General features: G+C 41.3%; 23 protein-coding genes and 2 pseudogenes. 6 read left to right on the forward strand and 19 right to left on the reverse strand.

Annotation, left to right across the window (positions count from 1 at the left end):
- The 5 genes and pseudogenes from FNW02_RS32510 to FNW02_RS32530 all read right to left on the reverse strand — a co-directional run.
- Nucleotides 1–224 (reverse strand): annotated as a pseudogene (locus FNW02_RS32510) (30S ribosomal protein S3); the annotation flags it as partial.
- A 693-nt stretch (nucleotides 225–917) separates the two neighbouring features.
- Entirely contained in the window at nucleotides 918–1280 is a 363-nt protein-coding gene (locus FNW02_RS32515; RefSeq protein WP_191761579.1) for a hypothetical protein, read from the reverse strand.
- A gap of 295 nt (nucleotides 1281–1575) precedes the next feature.
- A complete protein-coding gene (pdxR, locus tag FNW02_RS32520; RefSeq protein WP_191761580.1) occupies nucleotides 1576–3039 on the reverse strand; it encodes a MocR-like pyridoxine biosynthesis transcription factor PdxR in 1464 nt (487 codons plus the stop codon).
- 310 nt (nucleotides 3040–3349) lie between these two features.
- Nucleotides 3350–3628: a type II toxin-antitoxin system VapC family toxin gene (locus FNW02_RS39155; protein ID WP_225226070.1), complete on the reverse strand. Its 279-nt coding sequence runs from the start codon at nucleotides 3626–3628 to the stop codon at nucleotides 3350–3352.
- Nucleotides 3625–3867 carry a hypothetical protein gene (locus tag FNW02_RS32530; RefSeq protein WP_191761582.1) on the reverse strand — a complete coding sequence of 81 codons (243 nt, stop codon included), beginning with the start codon at nucleotides 3865–3867 and terminating at the stop codon, nucleotides 3625–3627. Before FNW02_RS32530 ends, FNW02_RS39155 begins: the two co-directional genes overlap by 4 nt.
- Nucleotides 3868–4008: 141 nt before the next feature.
- On the opposite strand from FNW02_RS32530, the gene FNW02_RS32535 reads away from it, so the two are divergent.
- Nucleotides 4009–4668 carry a pyridoxamine 5'-phosphate oxidase family protein gene (locus FNW02_RS32535; RefSeq protein WP_191761584.1) on the forward strand — a complete coding sequence of 220 codons (660 nt, stop codon included), beginning with the start codon at nucleotides 4009–4011 and terminating at the stop codon, nucleotides 4666–4668.
- Nucleotides 4669–4923: 255 nt separating this feature from the next.
- Nucleotides 4924–5478, forward strand: coding sequence for a pyridoxamine 5'-phosphate oxidase family protein (locus tag FNW02_RS32540; RefSeq protein WP_191761586.1), 555 nt, complete (start codon nucleotides 4924–4926; stop codon nucleotides 5476–5478).
- 1493 nt (nucleotides 5479–6971) lie between these two features.
- Here the strand turns inward: FNW02_RS32540 and cobJ are convergent.
- Nucleotides 6972–8702 (reverse strand): precorrin-3B C(17)-methyltransferase, encoded by a 1731-nt coding sequence (gene cobJ, locus FNW02_RS32545; protein ID WP_191761587.1) that lies wholly within the window; start codon nucleotides 8700–8702, stop codon nucleotides 6972–6974.
- Nucleotides 8703–8902: 200 nt separating this feature from the next.
- Here cobJ and FNW02_RS32550 point away from each other — a divergent pair, with 200 nt between their 5' ends.
- Nucleotides 8903–9553, forward strand: coding sequence for an HD domain-containing protein (locus FNW02_RS32550; RefSeq protein ID WP_191761588.1), 651 nt, complete (start codon nucleotides 8903–8905; stop codon nucleotides 9551–9553).
- Between the two features lie 41 nt (nucleotides 9554–9594).
- Here the strand turns inward: FNW02_RS32550 and FNW02_RS32555 are convergent, their stop codons facing one another.
- Nucleotides 9595–10599, reverse strand: a complete 1005-nt coding sequence (locus tag FNW02_RS32555) for an acyltransferase family protein (RefSeq protein ID WP_225226071.1) — start codon at nucleotides 10597–10599, stop codon at nucleotides 9595–9597.
- 128 nt (nucleotides 10600–10727) lie between these two features.
- Nucleotides 10728–11447 (reverse strand): HEAT repeat domain-containing protein, encoded by a 720-nt coding sequence (locus FNW02_RS32560; RefSeq protein ID WP_191761591.1) that lies wholly within the window; start codon nucleotides 11445–11447, stop codon nucleotides 10728–10730.
- Nucleotides 11448–11543: 96 nt separating this feature from the next.
- Between FNW02_RS32560 and FNW02_RS32565 the strand changes: the two genes are divergently transcribed.
- Nucleotides 11544–12368 carry a class I SAM-dependent methyltransferase gene (locus tag FNW02_RS32565; RefSeq protein WP_191761593.1) on the forward strand — a complete coding sequence of 275 codons (825 nt, stop codon included), beginning with the start codon at nucleotides 11544–11546 and terminating at the stop codon, nucleotides 12366–12368.
- A 25-nt stretch (nucleotides 12369–12393) separates the two neighbouring features.
- Here FNW02_RS32565 and FNW02_RS32570 read toward each other — a convergent pair whose 3' ends face one another.
- The 9 genes and pseudogenes from FNW02_RS32570 to FNW02_RS32610 form a co-directional block, all read right to left on the reverse strand.
- A complete protein-coding gene (locus FNW02_RS32570) occupies nucleotides 12394–13236 on the reverse strand; it encodes a HEAT repeat domain-containing protein (RefSeq protein WP_191761595.1) in 843 nt (280 codons plus the stop codon).
- A 23-nt stretch (nucleotides 13237–13259) separates the two neighbouring features.
- Nucleotides 13260–13490, reverse strand: a pseudogene (locus tag FNW02_RS32575) (phycobilisome linker polypeptide); the annotation flags it as partial.
- Nucleotides 13491–13562: 72 nt separating this feature from the next.
- Nucleotides 13563–14435, reverse strand: coding sequence for a phycobilisome linker polypeptide (locus FNW02_RS32580; protein ID WP_191761599.1), 873 nt, complete (start codon nucleotides 14433–14435; stop codon nucleotides 13563–13565).
- A gap of 123 nt (nucleotides 14436–14558) precedes the next feature.
- Nucleotides 14559–15371 carry a phycobilisome linker polypeptide gene (locus FNW02_RS32585; protein ID WP_191761600.1) on the reverse strand — a complete coding sequence of 271 codons (813 nt, stop codon included), beginning with the start codon at nucleotides 15369–15371 and terminating at the stop codon, nucleotides 14559–14561.
- Between the two features lie 166 nt (nucleotides 15372–15537).
- Complete coding sequence (cpcA, locus tag FNW02_RS32590) at nucleotides 15538–16026, reverse strand: phycocyanin subunit alpha (RefSeq protein ID WP_162396186.1); 489 nt, start codon at nucleotides 16024–16026, stop codon at nucleotides 15538–15540.
- 90 nt (nucleotides 16027–16116) lie between these two features.
- Complete coding sequence (locus FNW02_RS32595) at nucleotides 16117–16635, reverse strand: phycocyanin subunit beta (protein ID WP_191761602.1); 519 nt, start codon at nucleotides 16633–16635, stop codon at nucleotides 16117–16119.
- Between the two features lie 458 nt (nucleotides 16636–17093).
- Nucleotides 17094–17837, reverse strand: a complete 744-nt coding sequence (locus FNW02_RS32600) for a phycoerythrobilin:ferredoxin oxidoreductase (RefSeq protein WP_191761603.1) — start codon at nucleotides 17835–17837, stop codon at nucleotides 17094–17096.
- A gap of 79 nt (nucleotides 17838–17916) precedes the next feature.
- Nucleotides 17917–18651 carry a 15,16-dihydrobiliverdin:ferredoxin oxidoreductase gene (locus tag FNW02_RS32605; RefSeq protein ID WP_191761604.1) on the reverse strand — a complete coding sequence of 245 codons (735 nt, stop codon included), beginning with the start codon at nucleotides 18649–18651 and terminating at the stop codon, nucleotides 17917–17919.
- A 297-nt stretch (nucleotides 18652–18948) separates the two neighbouring features.
- Nucleotides 18949–19530: a phycobiliprotein lyase gene (locus tag FNW02_RS32610; protein ID WP_191761606.1), complete on the reverse strand. Its 582-nt coding sequence runs from the start codon at nucleotides 19528–19530 to the stop codon at nucleotides 18949–18951.
- Between the two features lie 178 nt (nucleotides 19531–19708).
- Here FNW02_RS32610 and FNW02_RS32615 point away from each other — a divergent pair, with 178 nt between their 5' ends.
- On the forward strand, nucleotides 19709–20533 hold the full coding sequence (locus tag FNW02_RS32615) for a pentapeptide repeat-containing protein (protein WP_191761608.1): 825 nt from the start codon (nucleotides 19709–19711) through the stop codon (nucleotides 20531–20533).
- A 174-nt stretch (nucleotides 20534–20707) separates the two neighbouring features.
- On the opposite strand, the gene FNW02_RS32620 is transcribed toward FNW02_RS32615, so the two are convergent.
- Both FNW02_RS32620 and FNW02_RS32625 read right to left on the reverse strand, forming a co-directional pair.
- On the reverse strand, nucleotides 20708–20908 hold the full coding sequence (locus tag FNW02_RS32620; protein WP_191761625.1) for a hypothetical protein: 201 nt from the start codon (nucleotides 20906–20908) through the stop codon (nucleotides 20708–20710).
- A gap of 170 nt (nucleotides 20909–21078) precedes the next feature.
- The gene (locus tag FNW02_RS32625; protein WP_191761621.1) at nucleotides 21079–21741 is read right to left on the reverse strand and encodes a HEAT repeat domain-containing protein; all 663 of its coding nucleotides are present in this window, start codon (nucleotides 21739–21741) and stop codon (nucleotides 21079–21081) included.
- A 159-nt stretch (nucleotides 21742–21900) separates the two neighbouring features.
- Between FNW02_RS32625 and FNW02_RS32630 the strand changes: the two genes are divergently transcribed.
- Nucleotides 21901–22476: a globin family protein gene (locus FNW02_RS32630; protein WP_191761610.1), complete on the forward strand. Its 576-nt coding sequence runs from the start codon at nucleotides 21901–21903 to the stop codon at nucleotides 22474–22476.
- The last annotated feature ends 241 nt before the right edge of the window (nucleotides 22477–22717 follow it).

Raw genomic sequence — 22717 nt, forward strand, 5'->3', positions numbered from 1 at the left:
GTACGTACTTCTAAGTCAATTTGGTCAGCTTTGCGCTCAATCCGCACTTCGGAAATCCCGGCGTTGTTTTGAGCAAGTCTACCCAGCTTTTTTTCTATGTATTGACGGAGTTTGTGGTCTTCTTGTAGAAGTTCTGGATAGCGGTTATGATCAGCAAACCAAAGTGATTGGTGCTCTTGGGTAATGCCTAATCGAAATCCAACTGGATGGATTTTTTGTCCCATAATATCCTTTAAATTTTAATAACAAAAAATTCTGACAAAAAACTAGTGTTTTCTGAAATACAAAAGATTTTAACAGCAACACGCACTTTAGAATATTATTAGCTACAAATACTATAGAATTATTGCAAATATAATACAATTCGGTAAGTATATAAGTTATTAATCGTGTTTAATATAAGAATAATCGACTGTATTGTAAGTATTTTGCCTACTGTTATCCAATAAGCAATAACCTTACTATAGAAAAAGTGATATAGCGTTTCTTAGCCAGCTGAGGTACAAATTTATCGGTGTTTAAGTAGCTAGGTGCAAATAAATTAAAGTTTTTATTAAGGATTTTAGTCCTGATAATCCTTGTTTTGAACGATGAATCGCTCACTACAAACTAGGATTTTATTTTATGTTTAATTATACCTACCTATCAATATTTATCTGTAGTTAATTACTTATTCTGTGTACCTCACTCAGGTGAAAGTACTTGCAAGTCCAAGTCAAACGTATCTAAAATACACTGCTCTTTTGACTGCAAGGGTTTCGGTATTTGAATATGAAAGCTATGTTCTGAGCAAGATTTTTGCCTGATAAGGGTCTTATAAATTGCGTGCGTTTGTCCTGTATGTAAGACCATTTTTGATAAGGTTTACTTTAACTTGATTTTTTTAAACCTTTATAGTTAGCGGCAAAAGACCTCATTTATTTTTCTTGATTAAGAGCCTCTTCTGTAACAACTTGAATAATAAGTTCTTGTTGCTCTGGAGAAATAGAGTTATTGATCTTCATTTCTCTTCGGATTATGTGCTCTATTTCTTCTTTATTTAATGTGTTCGATTCTTGTTTTTGGAGGCTAATTACATCACACGCTAATGATGCTATTTGAATTATTAAAGCTGCAATTGTTAACCTAATTATTAATTTAGATTCTTCGTAAGACTCTGGGTGATTTTCTAACTCTAATTTTGCAAGTTCTATTTCTACAGCTTCTAATAATGTTGAATCTAATTTTTTTGCTAATTTAGTTGCTGCACTACGAGCAACATTTTCATATTTAATTGACACTTTGCACTCCTGATTTACCACACTTAAGGTACAATAACATTTTGACTACTACATTTCCAAGAAAATATAATTTTTAAATACCCAGAGATTTTGTTGCCATGATGAAGTGCATCAATTTAATACAACAGAAATAATTATTGCATGATTTATTATTGAAGCTTTTTTAAAAACTCATATAAAAACTCATATAAAAACTCATAGTAGACGTAAGACTGGGTAGCTGCGATCGCCAATAATATGGAATGATTAAAGTTATTATTCTTTCTCTGCTCTATACTGTCTTAGGGATCAGTCTTCAACTGAACACGATATTAGCCAATCGCCGAACTCCTTCTTTTATTTGCTCCTCGTCGATGTCAGCGTAACCTAAAACAAATTCACTACCAGGGCTATCTTTTAAGTAATAAGGATGTGCAGCATTAATCCCGACGCCAGCTAGTGCAGCACACTGGGTTATCTCTTCATCACTCAGGGTTGTATTTATTTTTACCATTAGATGCATTCCAGCATTTTCTCCTAGGATTTTGACCCTTTCACCGAAATGGGAAACTAAGGATTGCGCCAAGGTTTGACGCCGTTGGTCATAAAGCGATCGCATCCGCCGGATATGGCGCTCTAAATGTCCTTCGGTAATAAAATCTGTAAGGGCGTGTTGTTCCAATAAACTAGATTGGCGATCTGCTAGCCATTTGGCACGGGTAAATACATCTACCAAATTATGTGGCAATACCAGATAACCCAAACGCAGAGACGGGAAGAGTACTTTAGAAAATGTGCCAACATAAATTACCGAGTTTCCCTGATCTAATCCTTGCAAAGCTGGGATGGGACGCTCACCATAACGATACTCGCTATCGTAATCATCTTCAATAATCATCGCTCCTGATTTTTGCGCCCAAGCCAGTAGCTCTAATCTGCGGGGGAGGGATAGCATTACCCCAGTTGGGAATTGATGGGATGGGGTGACGTAGATAAGTTTTATGTTTGGGACTGTACCTGTTGTCAGATTGCTGACTAATAAACCTGATTCATCCACAGATACAGGAAACAAACAGGCTCCCTGCGCCAAAAAAGTCCGCCGCGCTCCTAAATAACCAGGTTCTTCCACAGCAATCCAGTCACCTCGCTCAATCAGCAGACGTGTGATCAAATCAAGTCCTTGCTGGGAGCCGCCAACAATAATAATTTGCTCAGTACTACACTTTACCGCTCTAGAGCGAGCAAGATAAGAAGCGATCGCCTCTCGTAACGGTCGATATCCCATTGAGTCAGTTGTATAGTCAAGCACATCTGCATTAAAACGGCAATGGCGAGATAGTAACTTGCGCCATAGGTCGATGGGAAATTTGTCAAATGCTGGTCGTCCATAACTGAAGTTGATCTGTGCTTCTAGTTCCAAGAGGCGAAAGAGGGCGCGGTTAGTCAAACTCGCACCGTAGGCTGATAGAGACAATGATAAATTAGCTACATGAAACGTTGACTGAATTGGTACAGTGTTTAACAGATCATCGGGGATTTGATCACAGACAAATGTCCCTGATCCCGGAGTTGCTTCCAGGTAGCCTTCACTTAGTAGTTGTTCATAGCCTTGGGTGACAGTAGCGCGGGAGATACCGAGAGACTGGGAAAGCGATCGCGTTGAAGGTAGTCGTTGTCCTGGTGCTAATCTTCCCAACAGAATCGCTTGACGCAGTTCTTCATACACTTGGCGATGCAGTGGTAAAGCTGCTTGTGGGTTGATAGTTATTACAAAGTCCATCTCAATGTAATTCGTAATTCGTAATTCGTAATTCGTAATTCGTAATTAAAAATATTGCACTCTTATCAACTATCCTACATGAGCGATCGTATTACTTTTAAGACAGTCTCTACAAAATTAGCGATCGCACTATTTTTATAGCCTAGCTGTTTAAGCTATTAGGGTGAATGATTATTAGTCCTTCAATTGCAACGAAATCTTGAGGATTTAATGTGAGGATATGGGAAATATTATGAGTTAATATTACTGCTTGTATGCGGATATCATGGGCGCGTTTACCTAAAATTTTGTGAGATTTAACAAGACTCAGTCATTGGGGAAATATTGCAGGTGTTTCTTCTAGTAAGTCGAATTGATTAATCAACATTTGTATTGCTTGTTCAGTTTTTTCTACTGTCCATCCTAGTCCGTTTACACTCATCGGACGAGTGGCTACAACCCAAAATTCAGTGATAACTTGAGAGGTAATAAAGCATTGACCACCTTCTACTAATATTTGTGAAATAGCAGTGTTTATCAGGTCATATTCGGCGGAGTTAGTATCAGTAAACCTTAAAATAATATTTGTATCTAGCAAATAGTTGGTCATCTGCCTCGATCATCGTAAATATTTTCTCGGCATAGAGCTTCGTTAGATAAATTAGCATTACTTTTAGGAAATTGAGCAAGCCATTGACGAAATTGATCTGCTTTTTCTGTTGAGGTTAGACTTTTGCGAGTGGTTGCCTCTATTTGTCTATTAGAGAGCTTTTCTTGAAATAGTTTTTGGTCTTCAGGTGAGAGGTTTAGTACCACTTCTACAAGAGAATTAACAAGCTTTACATTCATAGTTTTTTCTGAGATTTTTGGGCTTACACTCTATTATGTCAATAATATTCTAAATGGACTGGTACTTTAGTCAAAAAGTGGCACTTGTATCATGCCATTTTCCTCACTACTCTGACGATGTAGAGTTAAAAATTACCAGTCATGTATCAACAAGAACCTCCCAGTCAAAGAACAACTATCAAGCGCATACCGCAACGAGGAAACTATGAACGTGACACCATCTATGAAATTTTGGATGAAGGATTAATCTGTTATGTAGGCTTTGTAGTTGACGGACAACCTTTTGTAATCCCCACAGCTTACGGACGAGTTGACGACACGTTATATATTCATGGCTCGCCTGCTAGTCGGATGCTGCGATCGCTTCAACAAGGCATTGATATCTGCGTGACAGTAACCTTGCTTGATGGTTTAGTACTGGCGCGATCGGCATTTCATCACTCAATGAACTATCGTTCGGTAGTAGTATTTGGTACAGCAACACTTGTACAGGATGCAGAGCAAAAATTAGTTGCCTTGAGAGCATTTACAGAACATGTTATTCCTGGACGTTGGCAAGAAGTGCGATCGCCTAGTCGTAGTGAGTTAGCTGGAACTTTAGTGCTATCTTTACCTCTAGTTGAAGCTTCCGCAAAAGTTCGTACTGGTGGGCCTAATGATGATGCCGCTGATTATGATCTGCTAGTATGGGCGGGAGAAATTCCCTTGCAATTAACAGCCACAACACCAATTGCAGATTCGCGTTTACTCTCTCAAATTGAACCTACCTACGTTAGCCACTACAAGCGTAGACGCGATTAGGCCGAACAGAACTTCCCTACGGGACGCTACGCGTAGCTTGCTTCCCCGTAGGGGTACGGAGGGCTTAAAACCTTGCTTTCAACTCAGCACTCTTTATTTCTTTACTCAGAACGGGCGTAAACCATAGCTATCCGCTAACAGGACTCAGGACTCACCATTGTGCTAGTCAGACATCGGCATTTAGGCCTTGCTAGATAGCCAGCTAAGGCCTAGGCTGAGAAGATGGGAAATTTGCAAATATAAATCAGACAGTCTATGGCTAAATTTTTTGACTGTATTACTGAGGAACTGCAAGAGTTTATTATCGCCCAACACCTTTTCTTTGTTGGCTCTGCACCCCTGAGTCCTACGGGTCACATTAACTTATCTCCCAAAGGATTAGATTGCTTTCGCATCCTTTCGCCTAACCGAGTAGCTTATCTAGATCTTACAGGTAGCGGTAATGAAACCTCAGCGCATTTGCAAGAAAATGGGCGGATTACTTTGATGTTTTGCGCTTTTAAGGAACCTCCGTGTATTCTACGACTTTACGGACAGGGACGCACGATTTTATCAAGTTCCCCCGATTGGAACGCCTTGTACTCTCTGTTTTCGCCGCTACCAGGAACTCGTCAAATAATTATCGTTGATATCGAGAAAGTGCAAACCTCCTGTGGTTTGGGTGTACCACTTTATGAATATCAAGGTCAACGCCAGACTATGGTAAACTGGGCAATCAAAAAAGGGGAACAGGGAGTTCGTGACTATCAACAACAGAAAAATCTCGTTAGCATTGACGGGTTATCGACTCCTCTGAGTAAATTACCTTAACTTTAACAAAAGTAGACTTGCAAGTAGGAATAAGGATGTTGTTATGTTGAAGGTCAAGCTTTTTTGATATTCGTAGCGTAACTAAGACACTCCCACTTCAGCCATTAGGTAGGTGGGAGTAAGAGGATGTTTGAAAAGTCCTCTTGTCGGTATCAAAAGTTCTAGATCCCTCTAAATCCACGCCACTTGCTACAAGTCGGGAAACCCGACGACAGTCGCCTCAAGTCGGGAAACCCGCCCACGGCGCTGTCTCCCCAACACAGTGGCTCCCCTTGACAAGGGGGACTTTGATTCCGGTTCCCCCCTTTTTAAGGCTAGGGGGGATCTAAAAGTGCTTAAAGTCACAGCGAAACACTTTTGAAACACCCTCTAATTTACTTCCATAATAAGGGGAATATCTTTTTAGTTTGCATCTCAAATTAAGCCATTTGTGCGGATTGCAGCTTTTCCTAGAGTTGCTACTCATTCACTGCCAAAAGCGATCGCACATTTTTATTGTTGGAAATAAACCTTACATAATAAATTGCACAGAATTAATTATTAGGACAAAATTGCTTTAAGCAGGTCTTTATTAAATGCTATTCTCCAAGTTTATATAAATAGCCAAAAAATAAACTTGATTTAAAAATGTTATTTTTCTCAGACAGAAATCTCTGCTTTATATCTTGGAAAGGCTAATTTTATTGAGAGAGTTTTTCAGATAGATAAATTTATGTATTTCACGTACAAAGCTCCAAGATACATTCCATCTTGGAGCTTGATAAATTTTATCGTTGATTTAAACTAATATCAATTCAATTAATGATTGCAACAAATCCTTTGGTAGAGACGTTGCATTGCAACGTCTCTACATGTTCTGTCTGTTACATTTTTTTAATTGGTATAAGCGGATATTGACGTAATAGTAAGATGGCTTTTTTATTGCTAATGCTTATTGTTTTTAAATCAGAATCTCTATAAATAAACAAGTATCACATTTTTACTTAATATTCTTTATTACCTTTGTACAAAAACTATACGTTATATAAATAAAGTCCGCTTTCGCGGACTTAAGTAAGGGCTTCTGTCACTTTTATCGGCTACAATCATGTATGGAACATGATGCTTTTATTGTTGATTATTAATTCTGAAAAATCAAGTCTATTCAATCAAGTTATTGGACATAACTACCTGAATTATATCTTTTATTCAAAATATCAAAAAAGATAATTATTGTATCAATAAAAAAATTGTTTTTTTTATGAATTTATCTAAATTAAAAATGCTAACGAATGCGAATTAAACTAACACAAATCTATTGCTTTATCCAATAAAATCTTAGACTTAATTCAGATATTTATGTCTTTCAGGCTTGAAAATTTACCATATTTTTCGATTAAAAAGGTAAATGTGGTCAGGTATAACAGCCCCAGGAATGAATTTCCACTCCTGGGGTTTTTATTTATTGATAATTTTTGCGTAATTATCTGAAGCTTAGTTGGCTGTCATGCCTATTAGTCAGTATATCGACGTGGTGTATAAACCCAGAGATTATCATTACTACGGCTGATTGTCCGAGTTTTTGTTGAACCGATAAGAATAATTGTTCGCATATCGGCTGCTGTTGGTGTTAACTGACTAAGAGCGATCGCCTTGACTGTTTGTCCTTGTCTGCCAAGATTTTTTGCCAGCACTACTGGTGTATCTGGTGTTCTATATTGCAGCAAAATATTTATCGCTTGTGCCAATTGCCAAGTCCGCTCTTTGGAAACAGGGTTATAGAAAGCAATTACGAAATCAGCTTGAGCAGCAGCGGCAATTCGTTGTTCAATAATTGACCAAGGTTTTAAGATATCTGAAAGAGAAATAGCACAGAAATCATGTCCAAGGGGAGCACCGATCGCCGCCGCCGCTGCTTGCATAGCTGAGATACCTGGTGCAACCTGAATATCGATGCTGTCCCATTCGGGTTTGGCATCGTGATCAAGTACTTCAAAAACTGCTGTTGCCATCGCATAGATACCAGGGTCGCCAGAAGAAACTACCGCTACCGATCGCCCCGTTGCTGCCAAATCAAGCGCCATCCTGGCTCTCGCTTCTTCTTCCCGGTTGTCGGACTCATGTCGTTGCTTGCCATCACCCAGAGAACCAACTAAATCTAGGTAAGTTTTGTAACCCACTAGGTCTGTTGCTGACTTGAGTATTTCTTTGACTTGGGGAGACATCCACTGTGATGCACCTGGGCCCGTGCCAATAATCGCTAACCGCCCGCGTGGCTGACCTATAGTGTTGGGGTCAATTGGTTCGGGGGCAATGGCGATCGCGAGGTGGATGGGCAGAGAGAGGGGAGATGTACCTGTGGCGGCGATCGCTGCTGCTTGGGCGGGGTTATAACCTTGTGATAGTAAACTTTTTAGTTGATTTGGGGTGAAAAAGCGAGCAGGCACTTCCAAGGCTCTAGCAACAGCATGGATAGCTGGGTCGCTAGCAGCGCTGATAGGTGCAAATATCCCGGCGACAGATGCGGGTGCAAGTTCAGCATCAACTAGTAACTGCTGCACTAAAGCTATTGCTTCATTTTCACAGCCGATGATGTCGCTGATGGCGATCGCTATAGTTGCTGGGTGATAAACTAGGCAGTTAGCTGTAGGAGTCACCAAGCGTTCTGTGATCCGAATGGTTAAATCTCCGTTAGGGTCAATAGGCAGTTGACTATTGCTCAACCAAGCTGCTCTACCTGCCAAATTCACTTGCGCCCCAGCTAGCAAATCTGAGATAAATTTCTTAGCATCGTCTGGGTTTGCTAAATGGTATCCAGCAGGAGGAGACAACAGTGCTGTGCGAAAACGTAAGTCACCCGTAGTTGTGATTGCTGGTTGGACATCCAGTACCTCGGCAATGCGGCGTGCTAAGTCGTTTACCCCATTGAGTCCACCCAAGAGGGGAACAACAGCACTACCATCCTCAGCTACGGCTAGCAAAGGCGGTTCCTGTCGTTTATCCGAGAGCATGGGGGCTAGGGTTCTAATCAGAATGCCGGCAGCACAAATACCAATCAGCGGCGCTCCCTGAGCGAACAACTCCCGTAGCGTTTCGCTAAAATTTGTGAAGCTGACATCAACCCCAGACGTGCGACCCGCCAAACCGTATAGCGTTGCTCCTGGCAAGACGCTAATTATTTTGCGTGCTACTGCTACACTATTTTGACCTAGTACTACAACTGCGGGTGCAACCTTTGTCATCATAAAAGTTATTGAACTTGATAGAGATATCTTGCATAATTCGATATCTTTAAAATGAAACCACAGATGAACACAGATAATTCAAGCACGAATTTTTGCCAGAGTTTTTAGCGTGCGATCGCCACACAGATAGACCACTAGTGTTATGCCGCGAATTTTACAAATAGTCACTCAGCCATCTTCTGCTCAAATTAATTTTATCAATGAATTTTGTTTTACTTTCTAGTTGGCAACACACACTCAAACTCTTTGACGTTGATCAAGCAGCAGCAAAGAAAGCTTTTACTCAACTAACTGAAGCTTACTCTAACCCCAGTCGCCATTACCACACACTAAAACACATTGCCCACGTCCTCAGCACAATTGAGACTTTGCAAGCTTACACTCAAGACTTGGCTGCTATTCAACTCGCTGCTTGGTTTCACGATGTAGTGTATGACACTCAGGCTAAAGATAATGAAGAAAAAAGCGCAAACTCTGCTTGTGAATTGCTGAGTAATTTGGGTATTCCGGCAAATACCATAGCTCATGTCACCCATCTGATTCTGAGCACTAAATACCATCAAGCTGCTGTGGATGACTATGATAGCCAAGTCTTACTTGATGCAGATTTAGCAATTTTGGCTGTTAACCCAGTCCTGTATCAAGAATATACTCAAGCTATTCGCCAGGAGTATGCTTGGGTATCACAAGCCGAGTACATCAATGGTCGTCGGCAGATTTTAGAGCGATTTTTGCAGCGATCGCGAATCTATTTTACAGATTTGATGTTCGAGGTTGCTGAACAATTTGCCCGCTCAAATCTCAAGGCGGAAATTCACATCCTTGATAACTGGGAATCTTATAGAAAATAGAAAAAATCAATTTATTTAACAACAGAATCAGCGTTCATACTCTAAGAAACAAACTGCTTTAAATTAGTTAACTTTAACAGATAAATTGTTGCCACTGTAGAAACTCCTACTAACATGCTTATTATTAAAAATAATATATTAAAAGGTATTCCAATATTTATGCTAACTGGATAATTTATAATTAACAAAATAAACAAATACTGCCAGTATTTATGTAACACAAATAGACCAAGCGAATATTTCGCTAACTTTTGAGTGAACCAATTACCTTTAAATTTTAAAGGATGAATAAAACAGAACAGAGTTAATGCTCCAAAAACCACAGAAATTCTACTATAAATTCCTGGAGAATAGTTATAATGGCGTAAACAAATGTCATGCACAGAAAATAGTATGTATGCAGCTAAGTAGTAAAATTTAAATTTTAAGATTTTATTTGTATAGTTAACTAATGCAAAAGCTATCGGAATATAAATCAGAAAATTTCTAAGATAATAGTAAGGTACAGAAAATTTTGGTAAGACAGTTAGCTCAAACAATAGCAAAGAAAATATTACGATGATGTAAGATAATAAGTTTTTCTGCTTGGAATTCAGATTTTGATATAAATAAGCAAAAATAATTAAAATAATTAGATTGAAAATAAAATAGAGAACTGAATCGCCTACTAATGGTAAAACTGGTTCTATCCCTATAATAATCTCCCAGGATAAATCTGGAAATTTGGAATTTATAATCGTAGCAAATGTAATTTGTATTACTGACCAAAAAATAAATATTCTACATAACTTTACCATTCTTTCTTTTACATAGTTTTTATTCCGGGCTCTCTGAAAAAATAAATAAAGAGAAACAATATAAAAGATGGGAACTGCAATAAGAGTTATCTGCCAATTAAAGGTTTCAACTAAGCCGTTCAGAAAATTTATAAGTGCATGGTTATCATTTCTTGTAAAAAATCTAACTGGTTGTAAATGCCAAAATAAAACCAAAATAATACTAATGGCTTTTAAAGTATCTAGCCCCTGATCTCTTTCTATTTTCATCAAGATAATACCAATTAAAAAAAGAATGTGACAGATAGACCATGTAGAGACGTTGCAATGCAAAGTCTCTACTAATCAATGCAAAAACCAGACCCAGTACCAAATTATAAGCAATACTGTATTAAATATTAACGTCTACCACCGCCACGATAAGGCACTTTAGCACCTTCTAGCTTTTTGTTAGGTACTACCACTTCTTGAGGTTGTTGCTGCTGAATTTGTTGCTGTGCCAGCCTTACACGGGTACGAACTCCGAGATCTGCATCTGTATCAATCATTTGCTGAAATCGCTCTGTAATGTGCGACACTTGCTCGCTTTGCGGGTTGTCGCCAGACATCGCTAGTGTTTCTAAACTAGTCACTGCTGCATAACGCACTACCCACTCTGGATCTTGAGAAATTAGTAATAGCGCCTCTAGTACTTGCGTCTGAACAGATTCAACTTGCTCAGGTGGTACTTGATGCCAGCGCAAAGTGCCTAATCCTCTGGCAGCTGCCCGCCGTACACTTAAGGAAAAATCGTTTTTTGCTGCCTCTAACAAAGTATCCAGTGCTCGGAAATCTCCAATACCTGCTAAGGCACGAATTGCCCAGGCTCTAGCTCCATAGTTGTAGTTATCAATTAGTTCCAGTAGTGGCTGCACTGCAACTTCACCAATCGCTATCAATCCATCCACAGCAGCCACCGCAGCCCCCGGATTGTTGTACCCCAAAGCTGCAATCAGAGTGGGAACAGATTCTTCTATACCGGCTGCTGCTAACTGCTTGACTGCATCTAATAAGCTATCTGAGGAATCTGCTGCTTCTACTGCATGGATTAGTTTTTGAGCAAGGGCATGATCATTCATAATAATTTTTCAATAGTCATTAGTCGTCAGCCAATTGTAGCTTAGGTTCTATTTAATAGAATAAGGAGACTTTAAGTTATGTCTTAAAAATAGATTATGAAAGATTTAGAACAACAAATGAAACAATTTTATGGTCAAGACTTGGAACAAAGAAAAAACTCGTATAGCGGGGTAGCAGATGCGTACAATAAAACAAGACCGCGCTATCCTCAAGAGCTAGTTTGTCGTGCTGTAGAGTTAGCCAAACTTCCTACTGATGCAATCATTCTTGAAGTAGGATGTGGGCCTGGGAATGCAACGATCGCATTTGCTCAATTGGGTTTCTCAATGGTCTGTCTTGAGCCAAGTCAGGAAGCTTGTCAGCTAGCGCAACAGAACTGTAAACAATATTCATCTGTACAGATTAAGAATAGCTCATTTGAAGAATGGGAGCTAGAAGCCAAGAGATTTCATGCTGTTCTAGCTGCAAATGCTTTTCATTGGATTCCGCCTGAGATTGGCTATCCAAAAGCTGCTGCTGCACTGCAAGACAACGGCTCTCTGATTTTACTGTGGAATATGACTCCTCAGCCTCCGTATGAAGTTTACCAAGAGTTGCATAAGGTCTATCAAACCCACGCTCCTTCTCTGGCACGCTATGAAGATCAGGAAACTCAGGAACAGATCGTCAAAGGATTTGGGCAAAAGGTGATTGACTCAGGTCACTTCAAGGGCTTAATGTCCGAACAGTTGGCGTGTGAAGTCACCTATAGTATTGATGATTATCTGACGCTTTTGAGCACTTTCTCACCACACAGGATGCTAGACCCATACCATAGGGATACTTTGTTTGAAAATTTGAGGGAAGTGCTAGATAGAAACTGTACAAACAGTATCCAGATTTCGTATCTTTCAGCTTTTCACGTTGCCCAAAAAATATAGACCATCAGAGTCTTGAATGATGGGACTATAAGAGCGAGTCCATCAAGTTCATAACTCTAACAGCACCTTCTGATAAGGAGCTTTCTGCTGTCTGGTGTACTTGATGTTCTAATAACCCTTTGAGAGCAATTAGCTTCAGGCTATTTTCTGCCAGAGTTTCGGCGATCGCCTCCGCTGCGGGTAGGTATCCAATCGCTCCCAAGTCTGCCAGTACTGCTCGACGTAATTGCAATTTATCACCATTTAAAGCCTGCACCAACCTTTCTCCATAAACTGGTTCTTGGGTTAATTGATACATGGCTCTTGCCGCAGCATATTGCACCAGTTCTACTGGATGCTCAAGAAATGGCTTGACTATAGGGATGCACTCAGTAGCTCTCAAGGTTCCCAAGGCTTCTAGAATTGCATCATAGGGTTGAGATAAATCAGGCTGTGGGATTAGTTGCTCTCCCTGCAAGCCTACTTTTAAGAGCTTAATCAGGGCCGGAATACAAACCGGATCGCCCAGCATCTCCAAAGACTGCGCGGCTGCTTCCCGCACATAAAAATCTGAGCAGTCTAAACATTTAATTAAAGGTGATACTGCTTGGCGATCGCCCAGTTTTCCTAATGCTCTAGCTGCATTCCGGCGCAAAGGATATCCGCCTTCTGGTGTCCTGTCGGCTTCGTCCTCTAACGCTTTGATCAATCCTGTAACAGCAGCAGCTTCACATACCCGAAACCTGCCCAACCACCAAGCAGCATAAAATCGCAGACCTAAATCTGCACTTTCCAGATTAGCGATCGCCTGCTCCACTGTCAAAGATTCACCATCGGCAGAGTCACCTCTGGGTGATAAATCTTCAAAATTCTGCGAACTGGAATTCATTCAGAAGGAGCGTTTTGTGTGTTATTTGATTGACTCTCAGCATTCAATGGCTGAATGTTGACTATTTTGCCACCCAAACGAATAATCCGTTGCATTTCTTGATTCATTCTGTGCTCTGGTACTGTGATAAACACAGTTGCACTAGAACGAATAGGATAGTCTACTTTGTCCGTTTCTTCGCTTTGGCGCAGACCAACTACTTCATAACGAAAGTAGCGGCTACCAGTTCTACCACCGATAATTTGTCCAAGCATAAATTAATTCCAAATTCAATATTGTCATTAGTCTTTTGTCTTTTGTATCAAACTGACCAATGACCAATGAAACTAAAGTGGTTTCACACTAGCGATTTTACCACCTTGCTTGAGCACTCTCTGGAAGTAACTAGATAGTTCTTCATAAGGGATTACTACAGCTTGATTGACACGGCGGATGCTAGGATAACCAGCTCCAAAAACGCCTGCCACTTCAACGCGGTACATTCTGCCTTCTTTACCAAAGGTTCCTGCACCACCGAAAGTACTGTTGGGGGTAACACCTTTTTCGGGAGCAACGTAGGCATAGCCTGAGCTACCATTACCAGAGGGAGGAACAACGGAGGAAGAAGCATTGCGACCTAGTTCGCCAGCAAGACGGGGGGAATTACCTTTGAGTTGGGAGCGATCGCTACTGGCATAGCCGCGATAAAGTTGAAATATCCGGCTAAATCCTACAGTTTTCTGCCCTTGTTGGGTTTGAAAACCGCGATAGTAGGGCACAATATTTTCACCAAAACTAGCCTGATACTCTGGCGAATCAATATAAGAATCAATGTCGGCTTCGTACCCTTTGTTTTGATATAAGTCCAAGTGATAGATCACCTCAGACTCATCATAGGGAGCGCGACCCAACAAATGTTTATAATTCAGCTCAATTACGCGAGTTTGGAAACTGTTGTAGAAAAATTTCGATTTGTACAGTTCTGATTTAGCTACTTGACGTACAAACTCTTGCACTGTGGTCTTCCCATCGCGCAGGAGAGATTCAGCACTTGTGAGCCGCTCAGACTTCATTAAATAGTCATTGCCCAACAATTGACGATAGACGGCAGAAATTACTGTCTCTATCTCTTCCTTAGTTGCGTTCAAACGCAACTCTACAGGAGCTATATCACTAAAAGCTTCTGTTCCCAGACGGGACGCGGCTGTTGTAATAGCCATTGGTAATTCTCCTTTTTTAACTAAGTGTTTGGTGAATGGCGAGTAACAATTAGCACTATGATTGGGAAAACTTTTCCCTAGTCTCCAGTACTTATTGCCTATTCCCCATTCCCCATTCCCTATTTATACAGGTGTGATGCTAATCACCTTACTACCCTTGCGATTCAGCTGTTGCAACTTACTAGAAAGTTGCTCGTAGGGTACAATTAATTCTGCTGTGCCCCGTCGTACTACTGATGAGTTTGGGGAAGCAGCTTGTAGTAGCCTAATCCGGTATGTGTCCCCACGACTACCTGTAGAGGTACCCGTCAATGCTCCTGTAGAGACTGGGTAGATGGGTGAAGCAAGATTCTTAGCCACTTCCCAGGTTAGCCGTCCCTGTTTTTGCCCTGGAGCGCGATCGCTACTGGCATAACCCCTATACAGTTGGAACATTCGGCTATAACCAACGTTTTTTTGTCCTACTTGGCTTTTGAAGCCGCGGTAGTAGGGAACAATATTTTCGCCAAAGCTCTCTTGATATTCTGCTGAGTCGATATAGGAGTCGATCTCCGCTTCATACCCTTGTGAGTTGTAAATCTCAACGTGGTGAGTAATTTCCGACTCATCATTGGGTGCGCGACCCAATAAATGCTTATAATTTAGCTCAATGAACCGAATTTGAGAGTTGGAGTGGAAATACTTCTCACGATAGAGTTCTGATTGAGCGATCGCCCGTACAAAACCACGAACTGAGATCAAACCTTGGTGCAAAAGTGATTCGGCACTGACAAGTCGTTCTCCTTCCAGCAGGTATGCATTACCCAAAACCTGACGGTAAGCTGCCCGGATGATTACTTCAACATCCTCTTCTGTTCTATCAGGACGTAGTTCTGCTAGTACTGAGTTTTCAAAGGGCCCAATCCCTAATCTTGCTGCTTGTGCCAAAGCTGCCATCTTTAAACCTCCCCAGTTTTAACTGCAAAACCGAAAACTTTTTAGAAAATTTTTTTCTAGTCTTTTAACAGTCTTTCTTCTGAAAATAAAACTGCCCAGAAAGGCAAACCAACTCCTAGCTAATTGCTAACAGAGCTTGTTTCCCTTTCCGGGCTAAGTACACTCTCTAGCTTAGAGCGTTAATTGCGTAGTCGATGTAAGAATTGGCTTCTACCGCTGGATCGCCACTTAGACCGTGGTTAGCCTTGATGTACTTCAGGGCTTCAACGTACCAGCTGGGAGACAGGTCAAAGGTGCGGTTGATTTCAGCTAATCCTGAAACCAAGAAGTCATCCAATGGGCCTGTGCCGCCTACAACTAAGGAATAGGTAACAATCCGCAGGTAATAGCCGATGTCACGCACACACTTAGCTTTACCAGTGTTGGTAGAAGCGAAGTTAGGGCCTTGCTGTTGGGTGGTGTAAGGGAACTTGTTGTACACCGCTTGAGCTGCGCCTTCAGCCAAACGTTGAGCGTTGGCGGTCAAGCTTTTTGCTGCTTCCATGCTAGCTGGAGCTTGGCGGAAACGACCAAAAGCAACTTGAAGCTCTGTGCTGGATAGAAAGCGACCTTGAGAATCTGCGGCTGCGACTGCTTCGGTAAGAGGCGTTTTCATGGGTTTGGTATCTCCCTTTTTACAATCTTGTTGAAATTTGTTTTGTTCAACTGACAATTGTCAGTTAATAGCTAATAGCGGTGATTGGGTTTAGCCTACTGCTGATGCTGCACGGTCAAAGTAACTAGCAACTTCAGACATTAGAGCACTACAATCGCCTCTGGTGATACCGTTAGGATCGCCAGCAATAGCTAAAGCAGCTTCCTTCATTTTTTGCACGCCAACTGCTACAGAAGCGCCAGGAGTTCCTAGAGCCAAGTAGGTTTCGCGCAGACCGTTCAGACAACGATCATCCAATACACTTGCATCACCTGCGAAGATTGCATAGGTAACATAGCGTAGGATGATTTCCATATCCCGCAAGCAAGCTGCCATCCGGCGGTTGGTGTAAGCATTACCACCAGGAGCAATTAACTGGGGTTGTTCAGCAAACAGAGCGCGAGCCGCATTGGCAACAATTGCAGAGGAGTTGCTGGTAATCCGGTTAACGGTATCCGCACGCTTGTTGCCATCACGAACAATAGCGCTCAGAGCATCCAACTGAGCGGCGCTGAGGTATTCACCACGTGCATCAGCTTGGGAAACTACTTTTGCAAATGCATCTAACATTGCTTCAATCTCCTAATTTGCTTAGTTAACAACTGTTTTGTTCAAAAGAAGGCTTCAGTTGAGTAAGTTTGATGTCAGACAGTCTGAGCCACTTGGAAAAGACCAACAACAGACATCCAAGGTATAAGTTTAAGGTTTCCAGCGTTTCTAATTAAATTTTTTTTTACAAAACTTCAAATTTATATGAGCGACTGGAAAACCTGATTAAGATGTTGTTTTTTCCTTCCAAGTACTCTTTATACAATGCTGCCGTGTCATTGTTTATTACAAATTATTGTGATGTTTTTTAATTTCCTTTACAAAACTTAATCTTATTCTCTGTAGATATAATAACATTGTGTTTTAAATAACACTTAAGTACACGGATCAATCAATAAAATCAGCCCAGAGATAGAAGGCGGGATTGGGCGCTGGGGAATGGGGAATGGGAATAATTAATGACTCCTATCTCCTGCTCACTAGACGGTTGTCAATTTTCTCTCTAAATCAAATAAAAACCCGTGAATATACTCCTCCGTCCATTCAGCCCCATAGAAGCGCTTGAACATGCCTCGTGCAGGGTCTTTTTCAGCTCGATATCGTAGGTAACGTAGTTGCGCTTGCTCAATGGTTGCTAAATGTTGAGCATCAGTTATGGGTTCTGCCTGCTCTACGAAATCTAGGTAAGCTTTCAGATAGTCTTGGAAAGCAGCAAATACGCGAGTTTCTACAACAGCAGTTTCCTGAGGACGAGTCCAAAGGAAAGCGGGAGAGAAAAAGGGTCGTGCTTCTTCAGGAAAATCTCCTCCCCAAGTTAAATGCTGTTGGTGGGTGTGGAAAATGGGCAGGATTGGGTCGGTATACTTTGCTTGATATGTCGGCTCATCCCGAAATAGGGGTTGCATATCTAGGGCGATTAGGTGTCCTCCTGGCAACGTCACCAAATCCGCACCGAAAAAGGGTAAGTCGTAGTTAAGACGTGGAAAAATCACAAAATTGAGCACTTGTAGCGAATTACCACCCTGCACGTGAGCTGCTCGAATTTGCCGCAATTTTACAGTTTGAAAGGCATAACTAGTGGTGACAACTTCTTCCTGATTCTTTCCTTTGCCTACAGTAGCGCTCTTAGACTCAAATCCAGTGGGAATAGGATAGGGTTGCAAGTTCAAGCGCGATCGCATGTAGGAAATTGCATAGTCGAGAAATGGCTGATAAAGTGTCATCTGAAGTATGAAGTGTAAAGTTTGAAACAGGCACAACAGTATTTTCTTCTTTCTCGTCTATCCTTTTGTCCCTCTGCGATCATCTTTTGTTCGTACCGACTGCTAGAGGAACAGCGTCTTCAAATAAAAATTCATGAAGGAATCGCTCTGCCCATTCATGACCAAAGTAACTGCTAAATAGACCAGATGCCGGATCGCGGTCTGCACTATATTGGTCATAGTCTTTTTGAGCTTTGACAATCTGCTGAATATCTTCTGGATCTTGCAGCGCTTGGGCATCTGCTAGCATTTGCCAGTACAAATTTAAATAATCTTGAAAAGCTGCAAAAACACGCGTTGCAACTGTTTCTGGGTCTGTTTTGGCAAACAATAAATATTTAGAAAAATACTGATTGGCATCGTAAAACTTCATTTCTAAGTTTTGTGCTAGATCTGGGTATTTATCATGCAGAGATTTCAGCGGGACTATGTATTTTCTTTGATAATCTTCATCCTGAAATAGAGGTTGAAAATCAAGCACAATCAGATTTTTAACTTTACCAAAAGATAAAAAATCAATTCCTAACAGCGGTAAATCGTAGTGATGGCTGGGATAAATTACACTATTAAAAATTTGGGCACTTTCCCCTGCATCAATGTATGTATAGCGAATTTTCCGCAACTCTGGGCATTGGTAACACCAACTGCGAATAGTTGCGGGATTTCTGCCGCGATCGCTAACTTTGAATTCCAAACCAGGCTCAATTGCCCTACTTTGTAAATCAAACCGCCCAAACAGCTCTTTTTCCAAAAATTCCAGGAAAGGTTTATACATGGAGCATGATTTGTTAACCCTTCGATAGAAAATAAGGGATGTGTATCATGCAAGTCTCATTTCTTAGAAACAAAGCAACATTCCGTAATGGTCAACAGTGCTGAGTGCTGTTAGCGGATAGCTATGGTTTAGCCCGTGCTGAGTCACCATTTATTCTCCCCCTGCTCCCCTGCTCCTCTACTCCCCTGCTCCTCTGCTCCCCTGCTCCCCTACTCCCCTGCTCCCCTGCTCCTCTACTCCCCTACTCCCCTGCTCCTCTGCTCCTCTACTCTCCCTGCTCGCTCATTCCCCATTCCCCTATCCCCTAGCATGATTCCGGCTGATCATCTGCTCTAACACTTCTTGGGAAACACAGCGGCGCTCAGAGCAATAAGTCATCAAGTTGACTCCGTTCATCATCCGTACGGTACTGACTCTAACTCGAAAATCATCCGTAACAAACCAACAACGCTCTTGACCTTGGTTATTGTCATAGTCAGTATCTATAGTCAACACTCCATCATCAGCAAACCGATACCGACTCACAACTGGAATGCTCTCAACATAGCCTTGATTACGGATTAGTTTTCCAGAACGATTTGTTTCGTCGTCAGGAACATCAACCAAAATGGCAGCATTATCAGTATTCAACAGCCTCACATCTAGGTTAGCCTGCCATGAAAAGCTAGCACCTCCAGTTGCTTTAGTAGGGTCTATCCCTTGTGCTGTACAGACTTCTTTGACTCTCGGATCATCCTTTTCCATAACCATAATTGTCAAATTCGACTCTCCTGATTCATCCGCTGCTGAGTCAAAGTGATGAACAGAGCGTTCTGTAAACCATGTCCCTTCACTTTTACGAAAGAAATCAATCATGGTTAAAGGTGGTATTAGATACATCTTTTCTTAAACCTCATTTTTAAAAGTTAGGATTCTTGAGTGAGGAGTTAAGAAACAAATTTTTAACTTACAATTCCTAACTCTTAACTTTTAGTAAGAGTAGGGCTGCTTTAATTGCGATTAAATTTCATCTCTTACTCTAAAGTGTAGAATACTCCAAAAGCCTTATTTTAATCAGATGATAAATAGTGAAATTCAAAATATTACTAGCGAACGCCCCAGTCCAACTCCAGAAATCTTATCAGCCCTCAAAGCTGGACTTGCTCTAGAACAACTAGATTTATATAAATTCAATTTGAGGGGAGTCGATTTACAACAGGCTAACCTCAGTAAAGCCAAGCTACTAGGAGCCGACCTGAGCGAAGCGGTCTTAAGTGATGCAAATCTGAGTGGGGCTGATCTGCGAGGAGCTAACCTACGGGGAGCCGATCTAAGTGGAGCTAATTTGCAGGGAGCCTATTTAAACCGTGCTGACCTTGAGCAAGCGAATCTCAGTGGTGCGAACTTAGAAGCAGCTAAATTGCAAGTAGCACGTTATGATACAAAAACGAAATGGCCCCAAGACTTTAACTATAAAGCTTCTGGAGCAGTGGGGCCTGGTGCTAATCTTAATGGTGCTTTTCTCAATACAGCTTCTTTAAGGGATGCGGATCTGCAAGGTGCTAATCTGCGTGGAGCCTACTTGAGTGGTGCTGACTTGACAGGAGCCAATTTACAAGGTGCGGCTTTGAGTGGTGCTGACTTGAGTAGAGCCTATTTGACAGGTGCTTGCTTGCGGAATGCTCGATTGAATGGAGCTGATTTGCGGAATACAGATTTGCGAGCAGCGGATCTAAGTGACGCAGCAATGGAACATCTTCAGAGTGTTGCTGGAGCAGATTTCACGCTTGTCCTTGGACTCACAGACGCGGCTAAAGCGATGCTTCACAGCCTTCCGCCTTCAGAACTCGATGTTTGGAACGCTTACACCCGCAGAACAACCCGTGAAAGTTTGAGTAATTGACCAAATAATTTCTAATTCGCTCTGGGGCTACGTAACACTACGTTCTAAGCGTAGCTATGCCACAGGCTTTACGTAATTCATAATTACGGCTCTTAATTACGAATTACGAATTACAAATTACGAATTACGAATTACGAATTACGAATTATTTTGACCAGTTGCACTGTAGCGAGTTTATAACGACTGCCAGTTTAGTTTTAGGAGTGCTAAAAATGTAGCGTATCCTTCAGAAAAACCGGGTGGATCAGGTACAAGATATTGGGGAAAATCTTTATATGATCGCCAAGGTTCCGAAGCATTATGCCGCAAATGTAAGGCACATTCTGAGGAGCCTGGTGGTCGCCAAGTCATTTGTCCAGAGGGGATATCAGTCACAAATGTCTCCTGATATTGAAAAAGTTAATCTTTTATTCCAGCTTTTGGCAGACTATCCAGATATTTCTGTCAAGATTTATATGTTTTTGGTAAATTTTTGATGTTTAGAGTGTATTTGCTAGTACTCACCTGAATTTTCTAACGTCCAATAAATCCTAAAATCTAGCACTCTATTGTGGCGACAAGTCTTCTAAAGTAGCTCCAACAACTCGATGATCTGTATCTTGTCTGAGTTGTTCCAACGCTGCTTTTGCTTGCGGTTGGTCAAATCGTTTGAGAGCATAGGCTACTCGTACACGCATCCGCCAAGATTCATCATTCACCAAATTCAGCAGTTGAGATAACGCCGCAGCATGTTGACTAGAATTAGCTAGTAAGCCAAGTGCATCAACAGACGATTCTTGAACTGTGAAGTCTTCATCTTGTAAACCTTGAACGCAGATATCAAATAGTTCTTCAGGACAATCCATTTCGGCTATAGCTGCCAAAATGCTGCGCCGTACTAGCCAGTGGTCATCTTGATAAAATGCCAGAACTAGATGAGAAACTGCTACTCTGCCAAATAGCGATAAAGAATTTGCTGCCTCAGCTCGCACGTTAGGGGTATCGTCAAACTTCATGATTTGCATCAAGGCGGCAAAAGATTCTGCTGATTGTTGGCTACCCAGACCTCTTGCCACAAAGGAACGTACCAGAAATTCTGAGTCTTGGAGTTTACTAGTTAACAGAGGAACTGCAACTTCTGATTCATAATCTTTGAGAGCGGCGATCGCCTTTAAGCGGTACTGAAAATCTGGATTTTTCAGTTCGGCTTTAATTTGATGAATTTCCATACGCGTATTTGGTAGGGTCATTCTTTAACTTTATTTTACAAATGTCAAAAAAAGGCGATCGCATTCTCTGAAGATTGTAATAAAGGGAATTGGCATTGATTATTCTCTATCTTCCCCCATTCCCCATTCCCCATTCCCCATTCTCCATCCCCCATCCCAATGACTCAATTAAGCGAAACCGTTAAAGAATTAATCGCCAAAGCCAGAATTGTCAGCTTTACTGAGTGGGAACAGTCCCATCCAAAAGCTGCGATTGCCATATTTCAAGCTGCAGACGATGCAGGTCGCTATCTGAGTGACGAAGATTTGATGCAGATTCAAAACTTGTCACCGGATAATTCGGCATTTATTCCTGTTGCTCAATGTTTACGCGATCGCGCAGCCGAAATTGTTGATGAAGCCAGAGAACAAGTTTTGGCGACTTATCCCGAAATTGTCCAACCTGGAGGAGGTCTTTATCCCCCTGAACGCGCTCAAGCCTGCTGGCGAGACTTTTGGCATTTTCTTTGCTGTATTACCTATGGCATAGCAGCTAGCCACACCAGCTATACCAGTTCCACAGGATTACACCACATGAACTTGCTCTATCAGGAATTACAAGTTCCTTTAGATGCAATGGTTTTGGGTTTAAAAAGCATCAAAGCAGCAAGTTTGAAACGATGCGAACCCAATCAGCAAGAAGCTCTTACTCCCTATTTTGACCATTTAATTAGCAAATTAGCGGCTTTCCAATAATCAAGGAGAAAGGAGATAGGAGTTATTAATTATTCTCTTCCCCACTTCCCATTTCCCATGCCCAATAACTCCATGCCACTTGTGGGATGGAGTTTTTTATCTCATAGCCTTGAGTCATGAGATGAAACGCTTAATTTTCTGTTAATGTTCCCGATTGTACTTGGGCGGTTATTAACAGTACCATCGCCTGTAAAGTAATTACCATTCCAATACTAAAAAAAAGCTGAAATTCTTATAAAGG

Source organism: Komarekiella delphini-convector SJRDD-AB1, from assembly GCF_014831675.1.
Taxonomy (GTDB): Bacteria; Cyanobacteriota; Cyanobacteriia; order Cyanobacteriales; family Nostocaceae; genus Komarekiella.